The sequence below is a fragment of the Corynebacterium choanae genome, assembly GCF_003813965.1.
GTDB classification, from domain to species: domain Bacteria; phylum Actinomycetota; class Actinomycetes; order Mycobacteriales; family Mycobacteriaceae; genus Corynebacterium; species Corynebacterium choanae.
Genome location: NZ_CP033896.1, coordinates 2472166 through 2492836 on the forward strand (window position 1 = coordinate 2472166; position 20671 = coordinate 2492836).

The 20671-nt window shown below is 58.1% G+C and carries 24 protein-coding genes; 10 read left to right on the top strand and 14 right to left on the bottom strand.

Annotation, left to right across the window (positions count from 1 at the left end; genetic code table 11):
- Positions 1–58 precede the first annotated feature (58 nt).
- The 3 genes from CCHOA_RS08965 (at position 59) to CCHOA_RS10735 (ending at position 2249) form a co-directional block, all read left to right on the top strand.
- Positions 59–916, top strand: a complete 858-nt coding sequence (locus CCHOA_RS08965; RefSeq protein ID WP_123929685.1) for a mechanosensitive ion channel family protein — start codon at positions 59–61, stop codon at positions 914–916.
- Positions 917–1059: 143 nt separating this feature from the next.
- Positions 1060–1818, top strand: a complete 759-nt coding sequence (locus tag CCHOA_RS08970) for a DedA family protein (RefSeq protein ID WP_123929688.1) — start codon at positions 1060–1062, stop codon at positions 1816–1818.
- Positions 1819–2075: 257 nt separating this feature from the next.
- A complete protein-coding gene (locus CCHOA_RS10735; protein WP_164472454.1) occupies positions 2076–2249 on the top strand; it encodes a hypothetical protein in 174 nt (57 codons plus the stop codon).
- A 174-nt stretch (positions 2250–2423) separates the two neighbouring features.
- Here the strand turns inward: CCHOA_RS10735 and rpsQ are convergent, their stop codons facing one another.
- From rpsQ to CCHOA_RS09030, 13 genes are all read right to left on the bottom strand, one after another.
- Positions 2424–2690, bottom strand: a complete 267-nt coding sequence (gene rpsQ / locus CCHOA_RS08975) for a 30S ribosomal protein S17 (RefSeq protein ID WP_123929692.1) — start codon at positions 2688–2690, stop codon at positions 2424–2426.
- 3 nt (positions 2691–2693) lie between these two features.
- Positions 2694–2924, bottom strand: a complete 231-nt coding sequence (gene rpmC / locus CCHOA_RS08980) for a 50S ribosomal protein L29 (RefSeq protein WP_123929695.1) — start codon at positions 2922–2924, stop codon at positions 2694–2696.
- A 1-nt stretch (position 2925) separates the two neighbouring features.
- Positions 2926–3342 (bottom strand): 50S ribosomal protein L16, encoded by a 417-nt coding sequence (gene rplP, locus CCHOA_RS08985; RefSeq protein WP_123929698.1) that lies wholly within the window; start codon positions 3340–3342, stop codon positions 2926–2928.
- Positions 3343–3348: 6 nt separating this feature from the next.
- Positions 3349–4092, bottom strand: a complete 744-nt coding sequence (rpsC, locus tag CCHOA_RS08990) for a 30S ribosomal protein S3 (protein WP_123929701.1) — start codon at positions 4090–4092, stop codon at positions 3349–3351.
- Positions 4092–4451, bottom strand: coding sequence for a 50S ribosomal protein L22 (gene rplV / locus CCHOA_RS08995; RefSeq protein WP_123929704.1), 360 nt, complete (start codon positions 4449–4451; stop codon positions 4092–4094). Before rplV ends, rpsC begins: the two co-directional genes overlap by 1 nt.
- Before the next feature lie 3 nt (positions 4452–4454).
- Positions 4455–4736, bottom strand: a complete 282-nt coding sequence (rpsS, locus tag CCHOA_RS09000) for a 30S ribosomal protein S19 (RefSeq protein WP_123929707.1) — start codon at positions 4734–4736, stop codon at positions 4455–4457.
- Between the two features lie 15 nt (positions 4737–4751).
- Entirely contained in the window at positions 4752–5594 is an 843-nt protein-coding gene (gene rplB / locus CCHOA_RS09005; RefSeq protein WP_123929710.1) for a 50S ribosomal protein L2, read from the bottom strand.
- 475 nt (positions 5595–6069) lie between these two features.
- Positions 6070–6363, bottom strand: a complete 294-nt coding sequence (rplW, locus tag CCHOA_RS09010; RefSeq protein ID WP_123929713.1) for a 50S ribosomal protein L23 — start codon at positions 6361–6363, stop codon at positions 6070–6072.
- On the bottom strand, positions 6364–7011 hold the full coding sequence (gene rplD, locus CCHOA_RS09015; RefSeq protein ID WP_123929716.1) for a 50S ribosomal protein L4: 648 nt from the start codon (positions 7009–7011) through the stop codon (positions 6364–6366).
- Entirely contained in the window at positions 7008–7664 is a 657-nt protein-coding gene (rplC, locus tag CCHOA_RS09020) for a 50S ribosomal protein L3 (RefSeq protein WP_123929719.1), read from the bottom strand. The genes rplD and rplC overlap by 4 nt, the downstream gene beginning before the upstream one ends.
- Before the next feature lie 70 nt (positions 7665–7734).
- Positions 7735–8040: a 30S ribosomal protein S10 gene (rpsJ, locus tag CCHOA_RS09025; protein WP_123929722.1), complete on the bottom strand. Its 306-nt coding sequence runs from the start codon at positions 8038–8040 to the stop codon at positions 7735–7737.
- A gap of 666 nt (positions 8041–8706) precedes the next feature.
- The gene (locus CCHOA_RS11225) at positions 8707–8814 is read right to left on the bottom strand and encodes a Kazal-type serine protease inhibitor domain-containing protein (RefSeq protein WP_164472455.1); all 108 of its coding nucleotides are present in this window, start codon (positions 8812–8814) and stop codon (positions 8707–8709) included.
- Positions 8815–9110: 296 nt separating this feature from the next.
- Positions 9111–9734, bottom strand: coding sequence for a 2-isopropylmalate synthase (locus tag CCHOA_RS09030; protein WP_123929726.1), 624 nt, complete (start codon positions 9732–9734; stop codon positions 9111–9113).
- A 1334-nt stretch (positions 9735–11068) separates the two neighbouring features.
- On the opposite strand from CCHOA_RS09030, the gene CCHOA_RS09035 reads away from it, so the two are divergent.
- The 7 genes from CCHOA_RS09035 (at position 11069) to CCHOA_RS09065 (ending at position 18509) form a co-directional block, all read left to right on the top strand.
- Entirely contained in the window at positions 11069–11554 is a 486-nt protein-coding gene (locus CCHOA_RS09035) for an Asp23/Gls24 family envelope stress response protein (RefSeq protein WP_123929730.1), read from the top strand.
- A gap of 15 nt (positions 11555–11569) precedes the next feature.
- Positions 11570–11872 carry a hypothetical protein gene (locus CCHOA_RS09040; RefSeq protein ID WP_123929734.1) on the top strand — a complete coding sequence of 101 codons (303 nt, stop codon included), beginning with the start codon at positions 11570–11572 and terminating at the stop codon, positions 11870–11872.
- 437 nt (positions 11873–12309) lie between these two features.
- Positions 12310–12501: a hypothetical protein gene (locus CCHOA_RS09045; protein ID WP_123929737.1), complete on the top strand. Its 192-nt coding sequence runs from the start codon at positions 12310–12312 to the stop codon at positions 12499–12501.
- A gap of 13 nt (positions 12502–12514) precedes the next feature.
- Complete coding sequence (locus tag CCHOA_RS09050) at positions 12515–14629, top strand: Asp23/Gls24 family envelope stress response protein (RefSeq protein ID WP_123929740.1); 2115 nt, start codon at positions 12515–12517, stop codon at positions 14627–14629.
- Positions 14626–15186: a DUF6286 domain-containing protein gene (locus tag CCHOA_RS09055; protein ID WP_123929742.1), complete on the top strand. Its 561-nt coding sequence runs from the start codon at positions 14626–14628 to the stop codon at positions 15184–15186. Before CCHOA_RS09050 ends, CCHOA_RS09055 begins: the two co-directional genes overlap by 4 nt.
- Positions 15183–15743 (top strand): Asp23/Gls24 family envelope stress response protein, encoded by a 561-nt coding sequence (locus CCHOA_RS09060; RefSeq protein ID WP_123929745.1) that lies wholly within the window; start codon positions 15183–15185, stop codon positions 15741–15743. Before CCHOA_RS09055 ends, CCHOA_RS09060 begins: the two co-directional genes overlap by 4 nt.
- 282 nt (positions 15744–16025) lie before the next feature.
- On the top strand, positions 16026–18509 hold the full coding sequence (locus tag CCHOA_RS09065; RefSeq protein WP_123929748.1) for an ATP-dependent RNA helicase: 2484 nt from the start codon (positions 16026–16028) through the stop codon (positions 18507–18509).
- A 365-nt stretch (positions 18510–18874) separates the two neighbouring features.
- On the opposite strand, the gene tuf is transcribed toward CCHOA_RS09065, so the two are convergent.
- Entirely contained in the window at positions 18875–20068 is a 1194-nt protein-coding gene (gene tuf, locus CCHOA_RS09070) for an elongation factor Tu (protein ID WP_123929751.1), read from the bottom strand.
- Positions 20069–20671: the final 603 nt, after the last annotated feature.

Below are 20671 nucleotides of genomic sequence, written 5' to 3' on the forward strand. Positions count from 1 at the left end.
ATCCTTCGACCACTTCCGGTATGAGCTGATCTATCACCGTAGGCTACTGTTAGGTGTCATGATTGACGTACTGCAGGCAGCAGCGGCTGATCCTAATCCCGCTGCTCAAGTAACGGAAACCATTAAACACATCACGTGGACTGGGGTGGGCTGGGGCTGTGTAATCCTCGCAGTCGCTATTGCCATCGGCATGCTGGTGCGACACACCCTCACCTGGGTTCTTCTCAACTGGGTGAAACGCAGCGAATCATCGGCCCGCGTGTTAGGGAAACTCGCCCAGGCGGCGGTGATTGTGCTTGGGGTGGGTGCCGCATTGGCCTATGTGTTCCCATCGATTAAGCCGGTCAACCTGGTCGGCGGTTTGGGTGTGGTATCGATCGCCGCCGGTATCGCTTTCCAAACAGTGCTCGGCAACATGTTCGCTGGACTGGTGATTTTGTGGCGACAAACCCCGGTGGTTGGGGATCAAATCTCGGTGGAAGGCGTTTCCGGCACCATCACCACCATCACCCTGTCGCACACCACTGTCCATACCTTCGACGGCCGGCAGGTATTGATCCCTAACGGGGTGTTGCACAAGTCGATGGTGACAGTGCAAACCGAACATCCGTGGATTCGTAGCTCGTTCACTATCAAAATTCGCAATCCGGAACAGTTCCGTCGGGCACGGGAGGTGGCAATTGCCGCGCTCGGCCCTGTCCCACAAGTGTTGGATAATCCCCCACCGGTGGCAGTACTGCGCCAAGTTGCTGACGGCATGGCGACCATGGAAGTCCGTTTCTGGTCTGGGTCGCAACAATTCGAGACCGTGACCGCCTTGGATCTAGCGATTTTGGCGGTGCTCGACGCGCTGCGCGCCGAGTCGATCGCCTTCGGCCCCGATAATGTGGTCGTCCTGTCCGACGGGGGCGAATAACTAGCCATCTGGCGCAGCATTGTTCCCTGATCCTTTCCCCGGCTTGTGCCACAAGTACAATGCCAAAAGCATGTTTTCAACTCAGTGACAGCCTTCGCATTCCGTATTGCTGTCGGCTGTTCCTTGTTTAAGAAAGACCTCTTGTGACCCGTACCCACCACAGTGATGATTCGGTAGCCGATCCGGCTGGTTCACCGACCCCCGAAACCCCAGCTGCGACCAACCGCCCCGACCAGCCGCCGCTGCCGGAATTTTTCACCAGCCCAGACAAGATTGATATTTGGCTTTTTATCTATCTTGGCGTCAACACTCTTTTCAACCTGGCAATCATTCCGCTGCGGGTGTGGCTCATGAACCGACCGGTGATCTATGCGTTGATGGTTGGTGGATATACTTCCGCGATTTTAGGTGGCGCCCAGTCAAGCCTGGGAGGGACGGCCGCCTGGATTGTGGTGGTGTGTGCACTTGTTGGGGCACTGAAGGGTGTTCCGCTGTGGTGGCTTATTGGCCACAAGTGGGGCATGGAGTACATCGAGATGCTCGCCGGGCAGTCGAAAAGTATGCGCAAATGGTTACCGCGGCTGCAAAATTTGTCGCCTCGACTGCTGCTCGGGGTAACGCTACTGTCCTATATTCCGTTTATGCCCACACTGCTTGTGGCGAATCTTCTCTCTGGGGTGCGCGGTATTCGTTTCTCGGTGGTGATGGCAGTCAACGCCTTAGGGGTGTTGATTCGCAACAGTATCTTTGCCTATCTCGGGATCCGCTACGGTGAGGCGGTGATCGGAGTCGTCGACGAGATCAACAAATACGCTACTTGGATTACGCTGGTGCTCATAGCGGTGGCGATCTATTCGGCAACCAAATCAGCGAAACACCAGCGGCCTGCTAAATCTGCATAGATGCCAAGCGTAACCTCCAAGCGCTGGGCATTCTTCAGCTCACGCCCTTTCCGTGTCCTGCCCTCGTGGTCGGACCGTGGAAAGGGCGTTTTTGATTGTTCCTTTACAGCTACGCAGGCGAATCCAAGCACGGTCTTACCAAGTGCATGCTGTCAGGTATGGTGCCCCAATTGGAGGTGTGGCACACTGGCCGATGCTGGCAGACGAAAGGAAAGGGCAGCACACGCCCTAGTTCATCAATCGGTATAACAACCAGCGTGGCGTCAGTCGCCTGCCGCTTTCCCCATTTTGGGCGCAGTATCGATCCGGTTCTTCCCCATTTAGGGAGCGTCGGCAGTACCGAATCGGTGACCACGGTGCGCAGCGAAGAAGCGCTGCACGGTGCTGCTGTCTATACAGGGGTGGTTGTGCCGCAGCAGCGAAAAAAATAAAGCAGTACATTGCACCGATGCAGGTGGTAGCAGGACGTAATACATAGAGGAAAAGCACCACCGCCTACTGCACGAGGTGCAATAGGCGGTGATGCTTGTAGCAAGGCATGAACTGTTGTTGCAGCCTTGGTCTGCCGAAGATCGTAGAACAATCTGGCCTGGAAAGACTTGGGTTTAGCGAGCCTTTTCAGCGATTTCTACGAGACGGTAGTGCTTGTCCTTGGACAGCGGACGGCATTCTTCGATGATCACGCGGTCGCCGACGCCGGCGATTTCGTTTTCATCGTGAGCCTTCACCTTAGTATTGGTGCGGATCGTCTTGCCGTAGAGAGCGTGCTGCTTGCGGTCCTCAAGTTCGACGACGATGGTCTTCTGCATCTTGGTGGACACAACATAGCCGGTGCGGCGCTTGCGGGCACCTTGTTCTTTTTGTTCACTCATGGGTTACACCTCCGCTCCGGGGACTTCAGACAGGCCAAGTTCGCGTTCACGGATGACCGTGTAGATGCGAGCGATGTCGCGCTTGACGACACGCAGGCGACGGTTGTTGGTCAGCTGACCGGTTGCCATCTGGAAGCGCAGGTTGAAAAGCTCTTCCTTGGCTTCTTTGAGGCGCTTATCGAGCTCTTCTCCGGTGAGTTCACGGAGCTCATGGGCGGGAATTCCTTGTGCCATTTTAGAGCTGATCCTCCTTCCTGATGATGCGGACCTTGCAAGGCAGCTTCTGGGCTGCGCGACGGAGTGCTTCGAAAGCAATCTCTTCGTTCGGGTAGCTCATCTCGAAGAGGACACGCCCTGGGCGGACGTTAGCAACCCACTTTTCGACCGGACCTTTACCGGAACCCATACGCACGCCGAGCGGCTTCTGGGTGAGCGGACGATCCGGGAAGATGGTGATCCACACTTTGCCACCACGCTTGACGTGGCGGTTGATGGCGATACGAGCGGATTCGATCTGCCGGTTGGTGATGTAGGCCGGCTCAAGAGCCTGGATGCCGTATTCACCGAAGGTGACCTTGTTTCCACCCTTGGACACGCCACGACGGTGTGGACGGTGCTGGCGGCGATACTTTACGCGCTTAGGGATAAGCATTGGTTGTTAGCCCTCCTGCTTGTGCTCGGCGCGCTGGCGACGCTGGCCGCCACGGCGCGGACGCTCACGGCGGTCGCCGCGGCCGCGACGATCACCTTGAACGAGATCGGACTCGCGCTTGCCGCCAACAACGTCACCCTTGTAGATCCACACCTTCACGCCAATGCGGCCGAAGGTGGTGTGAGCTTCATAGGTGCCGTAGTCGATTTCGGCGCGCAGGGTGTGCAGCGGGACACGGCCCTCGTGGTAGCGCTCGACGCGGGACATTTCAGCCCCGCCGAGACGACCGGCGCACACAACCTTAATACCCTTGACGTGCGGCTGACGCATAGCAGACTGGATAGCCTTGCGCATTGCGCGACGGAATGCCACGCGGTTGGTCAGCTGCTCGGCGATGGACTGTGCCACCAGCTGGGCATTGGCGTCAATGTTCTTGACTTCGATGATGTTCAGCGCGACCTGCTTGCCGGTGAGCTTTTCCAGCTCGCCGCGGATACGGTCGGCTTCTGCACCACGACGACCAATCACAATACCCGGACGGGCGGTGTGAATGTCGACGCGAACCCGGTCGCGGGTGCGTTCGATTACAACGTCGGCGATGCCGGCGCGGTCGAGACCCTTGGACAGGAATTCACGAATTTTGATGTCTTCGGCGACATAGTCGGCGTAGTTCTTGTCGGCGTACCAGCGCGACTTCCAGTCAGCGGTGATGCCGAGTCGGAGGCCGTGGGGATGAATCTTCTGGCCCACTAGTTGTCACTTCCCTTCTCGGTGACCACAACAGTGATGTGGCTGGTGCGCTTACGGATCTGGAATGCACGACCCTGGGCGCGAGGACGGATACGACGCATGGTCGGACCCTCATCTGCATATGCTTCGCTGATAACCAGCTTGGAGCGGTTGAGACCGAAGTTGTTCTCGGCGTTAGCAGCAGCGGAAGCCACTACCTTCGCAACCGGCTCGGAAGCAGCCTGCGGAGCATACTTCAAAATCGCGAGCGCTTCGGCTACGTCCTTACCGCGGACGAGGTCGATCACGCGGCGAGCCTTCATCGGGGACACCCGAACGAAGCGGGCCTGGGCGCGGGCGGAGGTGATGTTCTCAGCCATCTGCTATCGCCTACCCTTCTTCTTATCTTCCTTGACGTGACCCTTGAAGGTCTTGGTCGGGGCGAATTCGCCCAGTTTGTGGCCGACCATCGAATCGTCGACGAACACCGGCACATGCTTACGACCGTCGTGGACGGCGAAGGTGTGACCAATGAAGTCAGGCAAAATCGTGGAACGGCGGGACCAGGTCTTGATGACCTGCTTGGTGCCTTTTTCGTTTTGAGCGTCTACCTTAGCGAGGAGGTGCTCATCGACGAAGGGGCCTTTTTTCAGACTGCGTGGCATTTGCTAATCCCTCCTCTAGCGCTTCTTAGACTTGTTGGAACGACGGCGACGAACAATGAGCTTGTCGCTTGGCCGGTTCGGCTTGCGGGTACGGCCTTCTGGGGTGCCCCACGGGGAAACCGGGTGACGACCACCGGAGGTCTTACCTTCACCACCACCGTGTGGGTGATCGACCGGGTTCATCACGACACCACGGACGGTCGGGCGGACGCCCTTCCAGCGCATACGGCCGGCTTTACCCCACCGAATGTTGGCCTGGTCAGCGTTGCCGACTTCACCAACGGTGGCGCGGCAGCGGATGTCCACGCGGCGGATTTCGGAGGAAGGCATACGCAGGATAGCGTAGCGACCCTCTTTACCGAGCAGCTGAATGGAAGCACCAGCGGAACGAGCCATCTTAGCCCCACCGCCAGGACGCAGTTCCACACAGTGAATGGTGGCACCGGCTGGGATGTTGCGCAGTGGCAGGTTGTTACCTGGTTTGATGTCGGCATTTGGGCCGGCTTCAACCATTGCACCCTGCTTCAGGTTCTTCGGCGCGATGATGTAGCGCTTTTCGCCATCGACATAGTGCAGCAGCGCAATATTCGCGGTACGGTTCGGGTCATACTCGATGTGAGCAACCTTCGCCGGGATACCGTCCTTGTCGTAGCGACGGAAGTCGATAAGACGGTACTTGCGCTTGTGGCCACCACCCTTGTGACGGGTGGTGATGTGACCGTGGACGTTACGGCCACCGGTCTTGTGCAGTGGACGCAGCAGGGACTTTTCCGGCGTTGAACGAGTGATTTCCTCGAACATCGACACGGAAGAGGCGCGGCGACCTGGGGTTGTCGGCTTATATTTCCTAATAGCCATAGTTAATCTTTGTCTCCCTTAATCGGCTTGGGCATTGCGGTAACTAGTTGTCTTGGAACAAGTGACCGTTACCGGATACTTGCCAGGAGTTGCTGTCTTTCTCAAATCCCGGGGTGTTGGCGAAGCAGATCTTCCAAGCGGAAGATCCTGGCCGCGAGCTTTGCTCCCACCCACTCCTTAACAGACGAATCCATAACAGTCAGGATGAATGAGCCGCTCTTGCTTATGGCTGCCGTATTGGCACAGGTGCTGGTGTTGGCGAAGCAGGAACGAAATCCTTACCCAAAACCAGCAGTGGCAACAGTGCACGGCCTGCAACCAAGAACAAGAGAGGGTTCCCGCAGCGAGCAGTCTTGCTGTTCATGTTCGGGCGATCCCTGGTAACAGAAGTTGCGTTCAGCGCCATGTCATCGAAACTGACTGGATCGTTATGAAGTTGATGTGTGGTTTGCTCAACCGGGATTGGCAGCAACGGTTACGCAGCGCCGCCGAAAATGTCGATCGATTCGCCGGCAGCCAAGGTGACAAATGCACGCTTGGTAGCCTTACGGCGACCGAAACCAGTGCGGGAGCGCTTGCGCTTGCCCTGCCGGTTTGCGGTGTTAACGGAATCAACCTTCACGCCGAAGATTTCTTCCACAGCGATCTTGATTTGGGTTTTGTGGGCGTCCGGCCGGACGTAGAAGACATAAGTCCCCTGTTCGATGAGACCGTAGGCCTTCTCGGACACGACTGGCGCGATGATGATGTCACGGGCGTTGTCGCTCATTTACTTCTCCTCTTTGCCGGTCGCGCGGGCGATGAAGGTGTTCAACGCGGCCACAGAGAACACCACGTCGTCGCTCTTGAGCACGTCGTAGGTGTTGAGCTGATCCTCAGGAAGGATTGCAACCCCAGGAAGGTTGCGGGCGCTCTTCCAGCTGGTGACATCTTCACGTGGCAGCACCAGCAGGATGTTGCGACGAGTCGAGATCTTCTCCAGGAAGGACTTTGCAGCCTTGGTGGAAGGAGTCTGGCCGGAGACCAGCTCTTCGATCACGTGGATGCGCTCGTTACGAACCCGGTCGGTGAGGGCACCGCGCAGGGCAGCAGCCTTCATCTTCTTCGGGGTGCGCTGTTCATAGTTGCGTGGCTGTGGGCCGTGCGAAATACCACCACCGGTGAAGTGTGGTGCGCGGATTGAACCCTGACGGGCGCGACCGGTACCCTTCTGGCGGAATGGCTTGCGGCCACCACCGGAGACCATGGCACGAGTCTTCGTGGCATGGGTGCCCTGGCGCTTGGCAGCCAGCTGCGCGGTAACAACCTGGTGCATCAACGCAATGGATGCTTCCCGGTCGAACACCTCTGCAGGCAGTTCAACAGTGCCGTTGGTTTTACCGTCGGCGGTAAGGACGTCAAGTGTCAGATTGCTCATGCGTGTGCACCGCCCTTCACTGCGGTCTTCACCGTGACGAGGCCGCCGCGCACACCAGGGATAGCTCCCTTGATGAGCAGCAGGTTCGACTCGGCATCGATCTTCTGAATCTTCAGGTTCTGGGTGGTCACGCGATCGCTACCCATGCGGCCTGCCATCCGGGTGCCCTTGAAGACACGACCTGGAGTAGCACAAGCACCAATACCACCAACGCGGCGGTGAGCTGCCTGGTTACCGTGGGCGGCACCCTGGCCAGCAAAGCCGTGACGCTTCATAGCGCCGGCAAAGCCCTTACCCTTCGAGGTGCCGGTAACGTCGACAAATTCGATACCTTCGAAAATTTCGACGGTAACATCCTGGCCGACCTCGTATTCGCTGACATCATCCATACGGATTTCAGCGCTGTGACGGCGCGGGGTAACACCCGCAGCCTTGAAGTGACCCGTCTGCGGCTTGGTAACCTTGCGCGGGTCGATATCGCCAAATGCGATTTGGATAGCCGAGTAGCCATCCTTCTCAGGGGTGCGAATCTGGGTAACAACGCACGGCCCAGCTTCCACGACAGTCACCGGAACAACCCGGTTATCTGCGTCGAAGATCTGAGTCATGCCGAGCTTTTTGCCCAGAATGCCCTTGATCTTAGTTTCACTCATTAGTTATTCTCCGCTGCCTAAAAGCCAAGGTGGCTCAAAGTTTCAAAGATGCTTGAAAAAATGCAAACACTTACTTGATGTCGACGTCGACGCTAGCCGGAAGATCGATGCGCATCAGGGCGTCAACGGTCTTCGGGCTCGGATCGAGGATGTCGATGAGACGCTTGTGGGTGCGCATCTCGAAGTGCTCGCGCGAGTCCTTGTACTTGTGGGGGGAACGAATAACTGCGTACACGTTCTTCTCAGTGGGCAACGGCACCGGGCCAACAACGCGCGACCCTGCACGGGTCACGGTTTCAACGATCTTCTTTGCCGAAGCGTCGATAGCTTCGTGATCGTAGGCTTTGAGCCTGATGCGGATTTTTTGTTCCGCCACGTTTTCCTCTTTCCAGCATCTCCACATCTTCCATCACATCACTGAAGCTTCGATGATCTCAGCAAGGCTTTTCGCTGCTGTGTCATCTTTCGAAGTTATGGTGATGCGCTGTGAGCGGTGGGGATAGCTCGCTTTCGCATTCTCTATAACGTTGTCCGAACCCGCAGGGACGCGGTGGATGCCGGTTGCAACGCCAGTTGTGATATCAAATTCACCTCAAGAGGAATTCCGACTGCCACCGAACCCGATTGCGGGAATAGTATTTCCCGCGGGTTTGGCAGGGCGCCCATCAGTGAAGGGTAACAAGCTTCACGGGGCGACCACATCGCGGTTTCGGAACGAGCCGATTCACACGATGACGGATGAGGTTGTTGTGAACAAACGCCACCAGCTAGCGCTGATGTGGAGCGGTTGTGCTCCGGACCGTTTTTCTACCTACTGCCGCTGTGTACTTGCCATCCACCTGATTCATTGCGTCCACTACCGTGGGGTCGATCCTTGCTGAACAGAACGTCGCCGCTCTCTTCACCGAGGACGTATCGGATGATGGGGTCATCTTCCGATGAGGTGTGATGTTCGCTAAGCCAGCGTCGATGCCTGCAGTACAGGCAACAACAGCGAACCGGTTGAGACCAGTTCAACGAGGCTGCACTACTTCATGACGTGTCAAAGCAACCCGGCAATTAAAACACACGACGTGGGAAAATTCAAACCGTTCCGACCGCAGACGTGTGAAAGATCACACCAGTTGCATATCTCACGAAACCCAACCAAAAACTGTGCGCTTCTGCGGCCGCATCGCAGGAATCAGCGCCCGATAACCGAGTTGGTCGGCACCGCTACTCAGCAGGCGTTGAGCAAGGGTTTACGGAAAAGCGTTGCCGCCACCGACAGCGGCGTACTCCCGCCACCTCGAGTGGACCTGAAAAGATCTGGGGAGACCTGAGGGAATCAGGGGATCTACCAATGATCGCCAGGCTGCCTCCCACTAGGAACTGTTCCAGCCGCTGGAGGTTGCGTGCAAGAGATATGGTATCCCGCTAGCGTGAGCAACCAGCAGACAGCTTGGCTTATCTCGCATGCAAGCGATATGCAGCGATTGCCAGCGCGTTTGCCGAGGATTGGTCACGGGTGGGGCCAAATGCCGCAACCCAGCACTGCTTCCGGTTATGGCGCACCTGCAGGAACGTCACAGTGGCCTCGAAGAGATCGTGTTGATGGAATGAGGTGATCTCGACGCTGCGCCCCAATGCAGCAAGGGTTTGCGTGATTGCCTGAACTGGACCGGTTCCCGTGAAACTATGCGAGCTATGAGTCCGTCCGTGTGGGGTGGGGATCGCAATGTCCATCGAATAAGCGATCCGTGCACCACGCAACGGCGTGGCTGCGATTTGGGTTATCCGCCAATCCGGAGTTGGCGAATACACGGTTTGAAAGGTGTGCCAGTCCATGCCGATCGCTTCTTGCCGAAAGTCTCGCGGCAGGCGAATCCCATAGGTTGCCTCGAAGGGATCGTGAGCAGGCGACGCAGCGCGATAGCGGTGCGGATCGGTGAAGGTGCGGGGCTGGTAGCCGACAGTGTCGGCAACTTCCGTCCACAGTTTGGTGAATTCACCATTGATATCGAAGCCAACTTCGATTGGTGTGGAGGGACGATGTTCGCGAGTGGGGGTTGCGGTGTTTGCGGTGTGCATGGTGAAGACGAAACGCTTTCGGTTCAATTGCCGCCGCCGGCCGCTGCAGGATGCGGCTGGGCGTGACTACCTGGGTTTGGATTGTGAACCGACCGGCTTCTCCACGGCGTTGTGCTGCCCGCTCAACCCGGTGTGGGGAGCTGCTGGGCTTGACCGCCATGGTGTTACTTGTCTTACCGACTACTGCCCCAGTGGAGGGGTCAGTTCGGATTAACCTCCACAGGGGTACGTAGCCTTGAGCACTCGTTGTAGTGCCCGCTTCCTAAGTCGCGTCATGGCAGCAAGTGTAAAGTGACCTACGTCGCATTAGCAAGCGTTAATGTGATGAAGTTTTGCTTGTGGGGGTAGCGCCGGCGCCCGCGGCACAGTAGCTAAAGTTCCCAATATATGGAATTGCACTGCATATTTGACACGACCGCCACCAGCAGCGTCCCGCCATTATCCCGGATAGTGGAATTTCTATCCCTGTCGGCGGGGGTAGACGCTCCCTGCTTGATGTGAACCATATTGCCTTGTTTTTCCCACAATGACCTCAATCACCGTTGCACCCTGGTGAGCGCATCGGCGATGCAACCTAGGCATTCCACCTTGACCACCGCGGCGGCGTCCTGGGCAAGTCAGACTGATTACTCCAAGCAGCTTTCCCCTTTTGTCACTTAAGACACCGACGAGCTTCAGTAGCGCTGCACAGTTCCCGAGGGCGGCGTTCCCAAGTGAGCGCCCAAGTTGATAGCGCGGCGCACACCACCGACCGTCAACCACCCGTTGGCAACAATTAGGTCACAATTTCTTTCCTGCCCGTGTTTACACCGGGTGGAATTGTCCACACCCCCATGCGATCGCGACCAACCCCCACAGCAGCTACCGCATCCGCGCAGCACAGCGGGGCTATTACAGCAGGATATTTCATGCTTTCAGCAAGCCAGAGGGTGCGTACACAGACTGGCAGAAGTGTTGGTTAATTCTTGCAATCTTGTAACAGTGTTCGGCGTCACGCACATCGAAGGCAAAACTGGCCTACTATCGGTTTAGTGCCTGCGGAATGCGTTCCTGCATTTCGACCCCTGGCAAGCCATACGGCTTCCGATAGCGGAAGCAGATGTCCTTGGCCGCAGGGGGTGTGCCGTATCTGGTTGAACGCAACCTTTCACTGTGGAGCGATCGACCGCCGCTGGTGTGCATACTTGATGAACACTTGCGGCGTTGGTTATTACCCGGCAGGTTGTGTCGTTGCAATCTTTAGCCTTGCTGTTGCAGGGACGCATTGCAGCCGACGATCGGCAGACGCATCAATCGTCGTATATCACGAATCTTTCCAACGAGGAGAAAAACACATGAGCGAAAACACCACCGCCAAGGGCAAGGATCTCGCTGTTGATTCGGCTTTGAACACCGATCATGGCCGCACCCACATCGAGGACGTTGTCGTTTCCAAGATTGCTGGCATGGCGGCTCGCGAAGTGTCCGGCGTGCACGCACTCGGCGGCTCCGGCGCCCGTATGGCTGGCGCTATCCGTGACGCATTGGGCACCCGCACCAATGTGCAGCAGGGTGTCTCCGTAGAGGTTGGCGAAACCCAGGCTGCAGTCGACGTTGCCATCGTTGCTGAATACGGTGTTGCCATCCACGAGCTGGCTGAAGCAATCCGCAAGAACATCATCAACGCTATCGAGCGGATGACCGGTCTGGAAGTCACCGAAGTCAACGTTACCGTGCACGACGTGTACCTGGATCTTGACGACAACGACGACGAAGAGGATCGCCCAGAGCCACGTGCAATCGAGGCTGAAAAGGCTGAACTTCCAGCTCGCGTCAAGTAGTAAAGGATTACCCTCGTGCGCGATGACCTGCTCAACCGCGAACAAGCCGAAGCCCTCCGCGACGATATTGTCGCCCTCGACGGGGTAGCTGGTTTGTACGGGGGACAATTTGGCGAGATTGCGATGCTGTTTGCCGGCGCTCGTGTCCGCGGCCTGCATATCACCGACGATGACCAGGACAATCCACGTCTCGCGGTGTATGTCATAGCCGACTCGAAGCATCTGCAACCAGTACAACAACTTGGCGAAACGGTGCGTACCGTCGCAGGGAAGCATTGTGATCTTCCCATCGATGTCACCATCAGCGACGTGGTGTAACGCATCGCAGCTACAGGCAGTGCCGATCCCCGTCAGCGGATTAATGAATACAGCAGCTGTGCCGTAAAGGTTGGCTGCTGTGTGCAGCTTCCACCGACGGGGTCGTGTCACGCTCGCCTCCCGCACTGCCGCATCATGTTGTGCATCCTTCAGGTTTCACCGCAGCGGGAATGCTCCAAGCCAGTGCGGGATTTATCCTTTTCCATCTTCCTACCCCCTAGCCGTGGTAGTGCTGCCGCGGCCACCGTGGAAGGTGCCAACCTTCATGGATGCGGTGTGTATCAAGCGGGGATAGACACCAACCGACCACCTGGATATTGCTCACTGTTTTCGTGGGCATCATCCAATTCGAGGCGTATTTCAGTGCGCCCCGCCGGTCTCTTCATCATCCACCCCATACCATCTGGTTTTTCCGCAGTAGTAAAGAGAAGAGTGTCATGAACAACTACACTGCAATCGGCTTAACAGTCGGCATTGCCCTAGCCTTCGCTGTGATCTTAGGTGGCCTGCCAGGGTTCCTGTGGCTGCTGCTGTTCACCGTTATTGGTGGACTGATCGGTGCACACTTTGACGGCCGTCTGGATCTCGGATCCATTATCGGCGGTACTGGTCGCGGCGGCAAAGGATAGGCCTTAACACACAATGACATCTCAACGCGATCGCGGGACGCGCAAGCAACCGCCATCGAAGGGATCACCGTCGGCTGGCGCAAAGAAGCTGGAAAAGCTGATTGATAGCGCCGCTGAGCCACAAGGGCCGAAAGCCCCGAAGGCGACGCAACCGTCGTCGTCGAGTGCAGGACTTGTGACCACCGGTGAATCCCTCGAATTCGGCAATGCTGCCGTGCCCCCTATTACAGCTGCCACTGCGAGGAAGAATACCGACCCGAATACGAAGGTGCCTGCTACCCCGCAAGCATCCTCGTTCAGCGGGCATGTTGACCCGAAAACAACTGGAGCTGCCCCGGCCACGGATAAAGCAACTCAGCATGCCTCGACGAAAACTCAGCCGGCTGCGGGAGTAAGCGGCGACACCGCTGCCCGCCCGGCACCGGCAAAGTCGGCTATACAACCTGCACCGAAACCGGAAGTTTTCGAACAGAAGACAGTGAGCAAACAGGCACCGGCCGCCGCAGCAGATAACGCTGCCAAGCCGGAGCCGAAACCAGGCGTCTTTGCACAGAAAACTGTGGTTCCACCGGTGAACGACTCCAAGGCTGCACGCCCTGCTGAGAAGGCTGCAAACTCTTCTGCCAAGGCGGGTCGGGCTGCTGCAGTACCGGCGGCGCAAGGTTCCGCGGAACCGGCGCCGAAGCCGCACGTGTTCGAGCAGAAAACTGTGGTGTCTGAGCAAGCTGGCCGAGCTGCCGTGGACAAGACTCCCCCGCAGCCGGCTGCGAAACCTGCAGCATTCCAGCCGCAAACTACGCTTCCACCGGCCGCTAAAACCGAGACTCCGGCAGTCACACCGGTGAAAGCTGTGCAACCTGCGGCACAGATCACCCCACCGGCAGCCGACGGCGCTGTCGATTTCCCGGCGTTTAGTAGCCAGGACGTCGACACCTCCAATCGGCAGATCAAAATCTCTGAGCGAACCATGGGCAAAGTGGTTGCTGCTGCAGTGCGGTCTGTACCAGGCACGATCACTCGGGAAGCCGGAATCGATAAACTTACCGGCCGGGCGTTGCCACGCTACGACATCAAACTTGATGACGACGGCGACGCTATTGCAATCGATGCGTTTATTGCTGTCGGCTGGCCGGCACCAGTTGCCAAGGTTGCCGAGAAAACCCGGGAAACCATTATCAACTGGGTTGCGGATATGACCGATGTGCCAGTGGTACATGCCAATGTCACCGTCGCCCATGTGGAACCTGGTCATGATCGGGTCACTGTCGCCGAACTAGAAGCGATGAACACCCATCCGCAGCTCACCCCGGTGACAGTGGAACACCAGCGACCAGCAGTGCCGGTAGTGACCCAGCCTTGGGATATCACCCCGATTGCGGTTAGTGGTAACGCCGCCGACAGTGTGCGTAGCATTGCCCAGCTGCCCGCACCGGAACTGTTACCGTTTAGCGCCGGCAATGAGCCGGTGGTCGTCTCGCCGACGGTGCGCAACACCGCCCCGCAGGTGCCGGTGACCACCCAGCCCGCTGCTCCCCTGCGGCCAATTGTTGTGGCAGACACCGGCGACTTGTCACCTGTGACTGTCGCCGCCGAGCAGCCATTGAAACCGGTGGTTACTGCCCCGCAGCAACCGTTGAAGCGGGTGTCCCGGAAACCAACAATGCGCAGTGTCGCTGTCACAGTGAAACCGGCGATCCCGCTGGCGGAGGTACGCACCCACCCCACCCCACTGCGTCGGGTAGTGCAGCCTGCTGCCACTCCGGTGCGCAAAGTTGCTGATCCAACCCCGCATCGGCTGCAAGAGGTGAACCTTCCAACACCTATTCGTCCCGCAGAGATCACGGTAGCGAAAACACCGAAGTTGCGGACTCCTGCCGCTGCCCCGCTGCGCATGGCGCAAATCAGTGTGCCTGATGGGCACAAAGTCGCCCATCCGCAGGCACCAAAGGCACGGAAAACCCGTCCCGTGGCTGTGCACGAAACACCGTTGAAAACTGTTGCGGTGGTCTCGAAGGCACGCCCAGTGACCCCGGAGGTGCCACCACCGCTGCCGCTGAAGCCGATCACTATTGATTCGCATGCTGCTCGTCGCAACCGTGCACTGCGGCGCAAAGGAGGAAACCGATGAGTACCCCTGCGAAGCCAGAACCCATCGGCCAGCAGCAGGTCGGTGCCCCGGCTGCCCGCTGGCTGGTGCTGTGTCTAGGTATTGTGCTGCTCGCGCTCGCCGGTGTCGCCGGTCGGGAATTGTGGGTGCGCTACAGCGACACCACCCAGCCGTCCTGGGCACGTCCAGTAACCGACTATATTGGCAATCTCACCTATCAGCAGTGGATGCTGTACGCCGGCATTGCTTGCCTCGTCGTGGCACTGCTGCTGCTCATTGCGGTGTTTAAGCCACGTCCGAAAACCCACCGGCCGCTCGTTGATGCCAACCAGTCGGTGTGGATGCGGCCAGTTGATATCGCCCGAATGTGCTCTGCTGCAGCGGAGCATGTTCCCGGAGTTGAGGCTGCCACCACCACGGTGAAGCCACGTTCAATTACTGTTGCGCTCACCGCGGATGCGAACGATCAAACTCTCACCGATCGTGTCGGCCGGGTACTCAGCCCGCTGGTGAAACAAGTCGCTGGCGAACCAGAGTTGAAACTTTCCGTCACCCACAATGAGGAGGCTCAGTCATGAGTCGTGCACTTGCAGCCGTTGACCGGCTCATTGTTCTGCTGGTCGCCCTCGGGTTGGCATTCCTCGGCGGCTGGTCGATTCTCTACTATCTCGGTAATCCTTACGCGATTCAACTCGCCGAATTCAATAACCAACGCATTTGGCGGGAAGCCCCCGACCAGGAATGGTTCAAGTGGGTTCTGCTTGGCATTGTGATTGGGGGGCTGCTGCTCGGCGGCTGGATGGTGTTGGCGAACATTCGCCGTAAGCGTATCGCCCAAGTCAACAGTGACGATGCTTCCACGGCAGAGGGTCGTATCCGGTTTAATATCACCGATATTGCCTCTGCAGTGGCCGGCCAGCTGGAACGCGATCCGAAGGTGAACAAGGTGAAAGACGTCGTGTTGTTCGATCGGGGCCGTCCGACGATGCAGTTTACGATCTCCGCCGAGCCGGATGTGCCGATTGCAGCGTTGCGCAGCCAGATTGATCAAGCTGAGCGCGATATCCGGGAGGCTATTGGCACCGCCGACATCGACAGTGTGTATCGGATCCATCTCGAACCGGTCGCCCGCTAGTCGAACTCCTGCGAAATCTCACAGAAAACCGAATAAGACCCCGGTTCGTTTCGGTGACACCCCGCCCGTTTGGCTTTCCCTGCTCTTCACTCTTCTAGCAGGGCTGCAGCCTCCTCGGGCGGGGTGTTTGTCTATCCATCCGACTTGGTGGCCGCCTGCCTGCTTTCGCCCAGGTTTGGCGTGAGCGCAGCACCACACCTGTGTGTTGCTGTCTTTAGCGCCGGCTGGAATGATGACATCCGTTCGCTATCCTTCCCAAAAGCACCGTTTTCCCATTTGGTTATGAGCCTTCCACTATCCCCGTTTCCTGTGGCAGCAATCAGCCGCGGCTTACCGATTGCTGACGCCTACGACGACATAGCGCAAGCCTTGAGCACGCAGCGCGGCTGCATTATTCAGGCGCCACCAGGGACAGGCAAAACGACGGTGGTGCCTCTTCTGGTTGCGAACTGTGTCGCCGAACAGCATACTTCCGGCAAAGTGGTGGTGGTTGCCCCGAAACGGGTCGCGGTAACTACTGCTGCCCGTCATGTCACCGATCTTTGCTGCAGCGCCGCCACCGAAGCCACGACCGCATATCCATCTATGGTTGGTTATGCGGTACGTGGCGATAGCCGCCGCGGCACGCATATTGAGTTTGTTACCCCTGGGGTGCTGCTGCAGATGCTGGCCGCTGATCCGTCACTGACCGGCATTGCCGCTGTTATCGTCGACGAGGTACATGAACGCACCCTGGCCATTGATCTGATTGTGGCGATGCTCAGTGATCTGTTTCAGCTGCGCGACGATCTGCTGCTGGTGGCAATGTCTGCCACCGTGGATACGTCGGCGTTGGCGAGTCTGCTGGGGCTGCCGGTGGTGGTCACCACTGCACCTATCCACGAGCTCACCATCACTTATGCGCCGCCACCGGCACATATTATTCGCACCGCACTGTCCCGGGAGATGCTTGCCCATATGGTGGACGTTACGGTGCAAGCAGTGGCCACCTATCCTGGATCGGTGCTGGTGTTTCTGCCGAGTCGCGCCGCTGTGACAACCGTTGCAGCGATGCTGCGCGAACGGGTTGCCGCCACCTTACCGGTGTATTCGTTGCACGGCGGTATGACCGCCGCGGAGCAGGACGCTGCCCTGCACGACGCGCAGCGTCGTATTGTGGTGGCCACCAATATTGCCGAGTCGTCGATCACGGTGCCGGGGGTGCGCACGGTTGTCGACTCTGGTCTGGTGCGGGTTCCGAAACGGGATCATTTGCGTGGCATGAATGGTTTGGTGACCACGACCGCCGCAAAGGAAGAAATCACCCAACGGGCTGGTCGTGCCGGGCGGGAAGCTGCCGGCCAGGTGATTCGCTGCTGGCCCGCACGGGAGACCGCCAGCCTGCCGGCGACCCGTCCCCCGGAGATTCTCGCCTGTGATCTTTCCGCGGCCATGTTGCAAGCCGCCTGTTGGTCTAATCAGGGTTTGGCAGGGCTTTCTTTACTTGATCCGCCACCGGTTCGTGCCGCTGAGCAGGCAATCGCTACCCTGCGGGATCTCGGTGCCGTGCAACAGTCCGCTAACGGTACCTTGACGGTTACTCCGCTTGGCCGCCGGTTAAGCCAACTTCCCGTCGATCCCCATTTGGGTTGTGCACTGCTGCGCTATGGTGCTGCCGCTGCCCCGATGGTTGCCGCGCTACTGCTTGATATCAGTGGGGAACTACCACCCCACAGCCACCAACATTCTGCTGCAGTCGCCAAAGAACACAGCAGGGAAACTCACCGACTAGCCCGGCTTGCCGGAAAACAGCAATCCGGCACACCAACCCCGGGTGCTGTGGTGGCCACCGCGTTTCCTGCCTTGGTGGGCTATCGGGTCGATGATGAGCAGTATTTGCTTGCTTCCGGCACGCGCGCCAGATGCACGATTGTGCCCGGCAGTCAGTGGATTGCTGCCGGCAGTGTGCGCCTGGTGCAGGGAGGTGATCGTCGACAGCCGGCGGGGGAAGTCGTTGTCGACAGTGCTAGCCCCTTGACTAAGGAAATCCTCGACGATCTGGGGATGGTCACCACTGAAGACCGCCTCATCATTGACGGCACCACTATTCGTGCTGTTCGTGAGCAGCGCGTTGGTGCAATCGTGCTGCAAACAACCCCGATCAGTGTCGACGAGCAACAGTGTGCAGCATTACTGCGGGAACAGGTTGCCACCCACGGTTTGTCAATCTTCCCCTTTGACGATACGGCCACCGCATTACGAGACCGGATGCAGTTTGCCCACGACCACTATGGTTCACCTTGGCCGGATCTGCGGCGCGGGGTGGATCCGGCCTATGTTGAACAGGAAATCGCAGCCATTGCCGCCGGTGCTGCCCTTAGCGGAATACCCATGCGGGAGATCCTCACCCGCTTGTTACCGTGGCCGGAGGCGCAACAGTTTGACACGCTCGTCCCACCAACGGTGACGGTGGCCTCCGGGCGGAAGATTCCGGTGGATTATCACGGTGATCGACCGATTTGCCGTGTGAAACTCCAAGAGTGTTTCGGCATGACCGAAACGCCGCTGATTGGTGACATGCCGCTGCAGTTTCATTTGCTGTCCCCGGCGGGCCGCCCGGTAGCGATCACCGATAATCTGCAGCGGTTCTTCCAAGGACCCTACACCGAGGTTCGTAAAGAACTGCGCGGCCGGTATCCGAAACATCCCTGGCCCGAACATCCTACGGTCGCTGATGCAACAGCGTTGACGAAGCAACAGTTGCAGCGACGTTCCACACCACACTAGTCGCGAGCAGCGGAACACCGCTTGCCACGGGCCCCGTGACGCTCCTTGGCCATCCCAGCCGAAGGGCAGCACGCCCTGCCCTGTTGGGCAACGGTCACAATCCTGGCCAGCTGGCCGAATCAAGGGCGATGAGATGTGCATCTGGACATCCAACGCACGATCAACTCGACAACCGGCTATGCCTGCCATTGCCGTGGGTTTCGGTAGCAGGGAAAGCCGAAGCGTTTATGATCGTGAACAACGAGGATACGCCCCCTAACCCGGAAATACACCAAAACCCCGAGTCCTGTACGGATTCGGGGTTTTGATATAAGCGTTTACGTCGCCCAACTCATGTTGGTGACGATCACTGGGTAATCAGATGATTACTTGGTGATCTTGGTAACGCGACCAGCGCCAACGGTGCGGCCACCTTCGCGGATAGCGAAGCGCAGACCTTCGTCCATGGCGACCGGCTGGATCAGGGTGACGGACATGTCGACGTTGTCGCCAGGCATAACCATCTCGGTGCCCTCAGGCAGCTTCACAACACCGGTAACGTCGGTGGTGCGGAAGTAGAACTGCGGACGGTAGTTGTCGAAGAACGGGGTGTGGCGGCCACCTTCATCCTTGGACAGGATGTAGACGGAGCCTTCGAACTCGGTGTGAGGGGTGTAAGCGCCAGGCTTAGCAACAATCTGACCACGCTCAACATCGTCACGCTTCAGGCCACGGAGCAGCAGAGCAGCGTTGTCGCCAGCTTCTGCGGAGTCCAGGAACTTGTTGAACATTTCGATGGAGGTAACGGTGGTCTTCTGGGACTTCTCACGGATACCGAGGATTTCAACTTCCTCGTTCACGTTGAGCTGACCGCGCTCCACACGACCGGTAACCACGGTACCGCGGCCGGTGATGGTGAAGATGTCCTCGATAGGCATGAGGAATGGCTTGTCGGTTTCGCGAACTGGATCCGGGATGGAGTCGTCGCAAGCCTGCATGAGGTCAACGATGGACTGAACCCACTTCTCGTCGCCTTCGAGAGCCTTCAGAGCGGAGATCTGGATGATAGGAGCATCCTCGTCGAAGTCCTGGTCAGCCAGGAGTTCACGGACTTCCATTTCAACGAGCTCGATGATCTCGTCGTCAACGTCCGGGGAGTCACACTTGTTCAGTGCAACGAGGATGTAAGGAACGCCAACCTGGCGAGCAAGAAGCACGTGCTCACGGGTCTGCGGCATCGGGCCGTCGGTGGCGGCAACAACGAGGATTGCGCCGTCCATCTGAGCAGCACCGGTGATCATGTTCTTGATGTAGTCAGCGTGACCCGGGGCGTCCACGTGTGCATAGTGACGCTTTTCGGTCTGGTACTCGACGTGCGCGATGTTAATGGTAATACCGCGCTCTTTCTCCTCAGGAGCCTTGTCGATGGAGTCGAACGCAGTTGCTTTGTTCAGATCCGGGTACTTCTCAGCCAGAACCTTGGTGATGGCTGCAGTCGTGGTGGTCTTGCCGTGGTCGACGTGACCGATGGTACCGATGTTGACGTGCGGCTTTGTACGCTCGAACTTCGCCTTTGCCACTGTTTGTCCTCCTGGACGTTCAGGTGGCTACGACTTTCGCAGCCACATAGGTGGTTGTTCCGCGCTCCAGACGAATTTTGGCACACTGGATGCGCGGTATTAAAGATAATGCCAATTAGTGCATACTAGGAGCAGCGTCGCGAAATTTCAAGCCACCCTGCTCCAACACAGTACATGCTGCACAAATAGGCCACAGCACGGCAGTAATCCTGCTCTGAGCTACCCCCGTCGGTGATGCGTCGACGTTTGGGCAGTGTTCATGCGCTATGGCGGCACATCACCAGCCTAGCGCCCAGTGCAGACAAGCACCAACTACCACCGTTTTTCCACCCGTAGCGCAGTCACGTTCCCAGGACTGCGCCAATCACATCACCCGACTGCGCACATGAGGAATACAACAGCGATGTTCAGCTTCCCCGCGTATTGGGCGCTACAGGCAACAACACCGTGCGCTTTCGCTTCGTTTTCGGCGCGGCTCGTTAGCCCTCCCTGGGTTGGGATCCCCAAACAGCTGCCACCTCCCCACAAGGCGCAAATGGGCAAGCCTGCGACAACGACTCCAAATCCATGTCGGCTCGCCAGGGATGGGGGCGACAAATACGG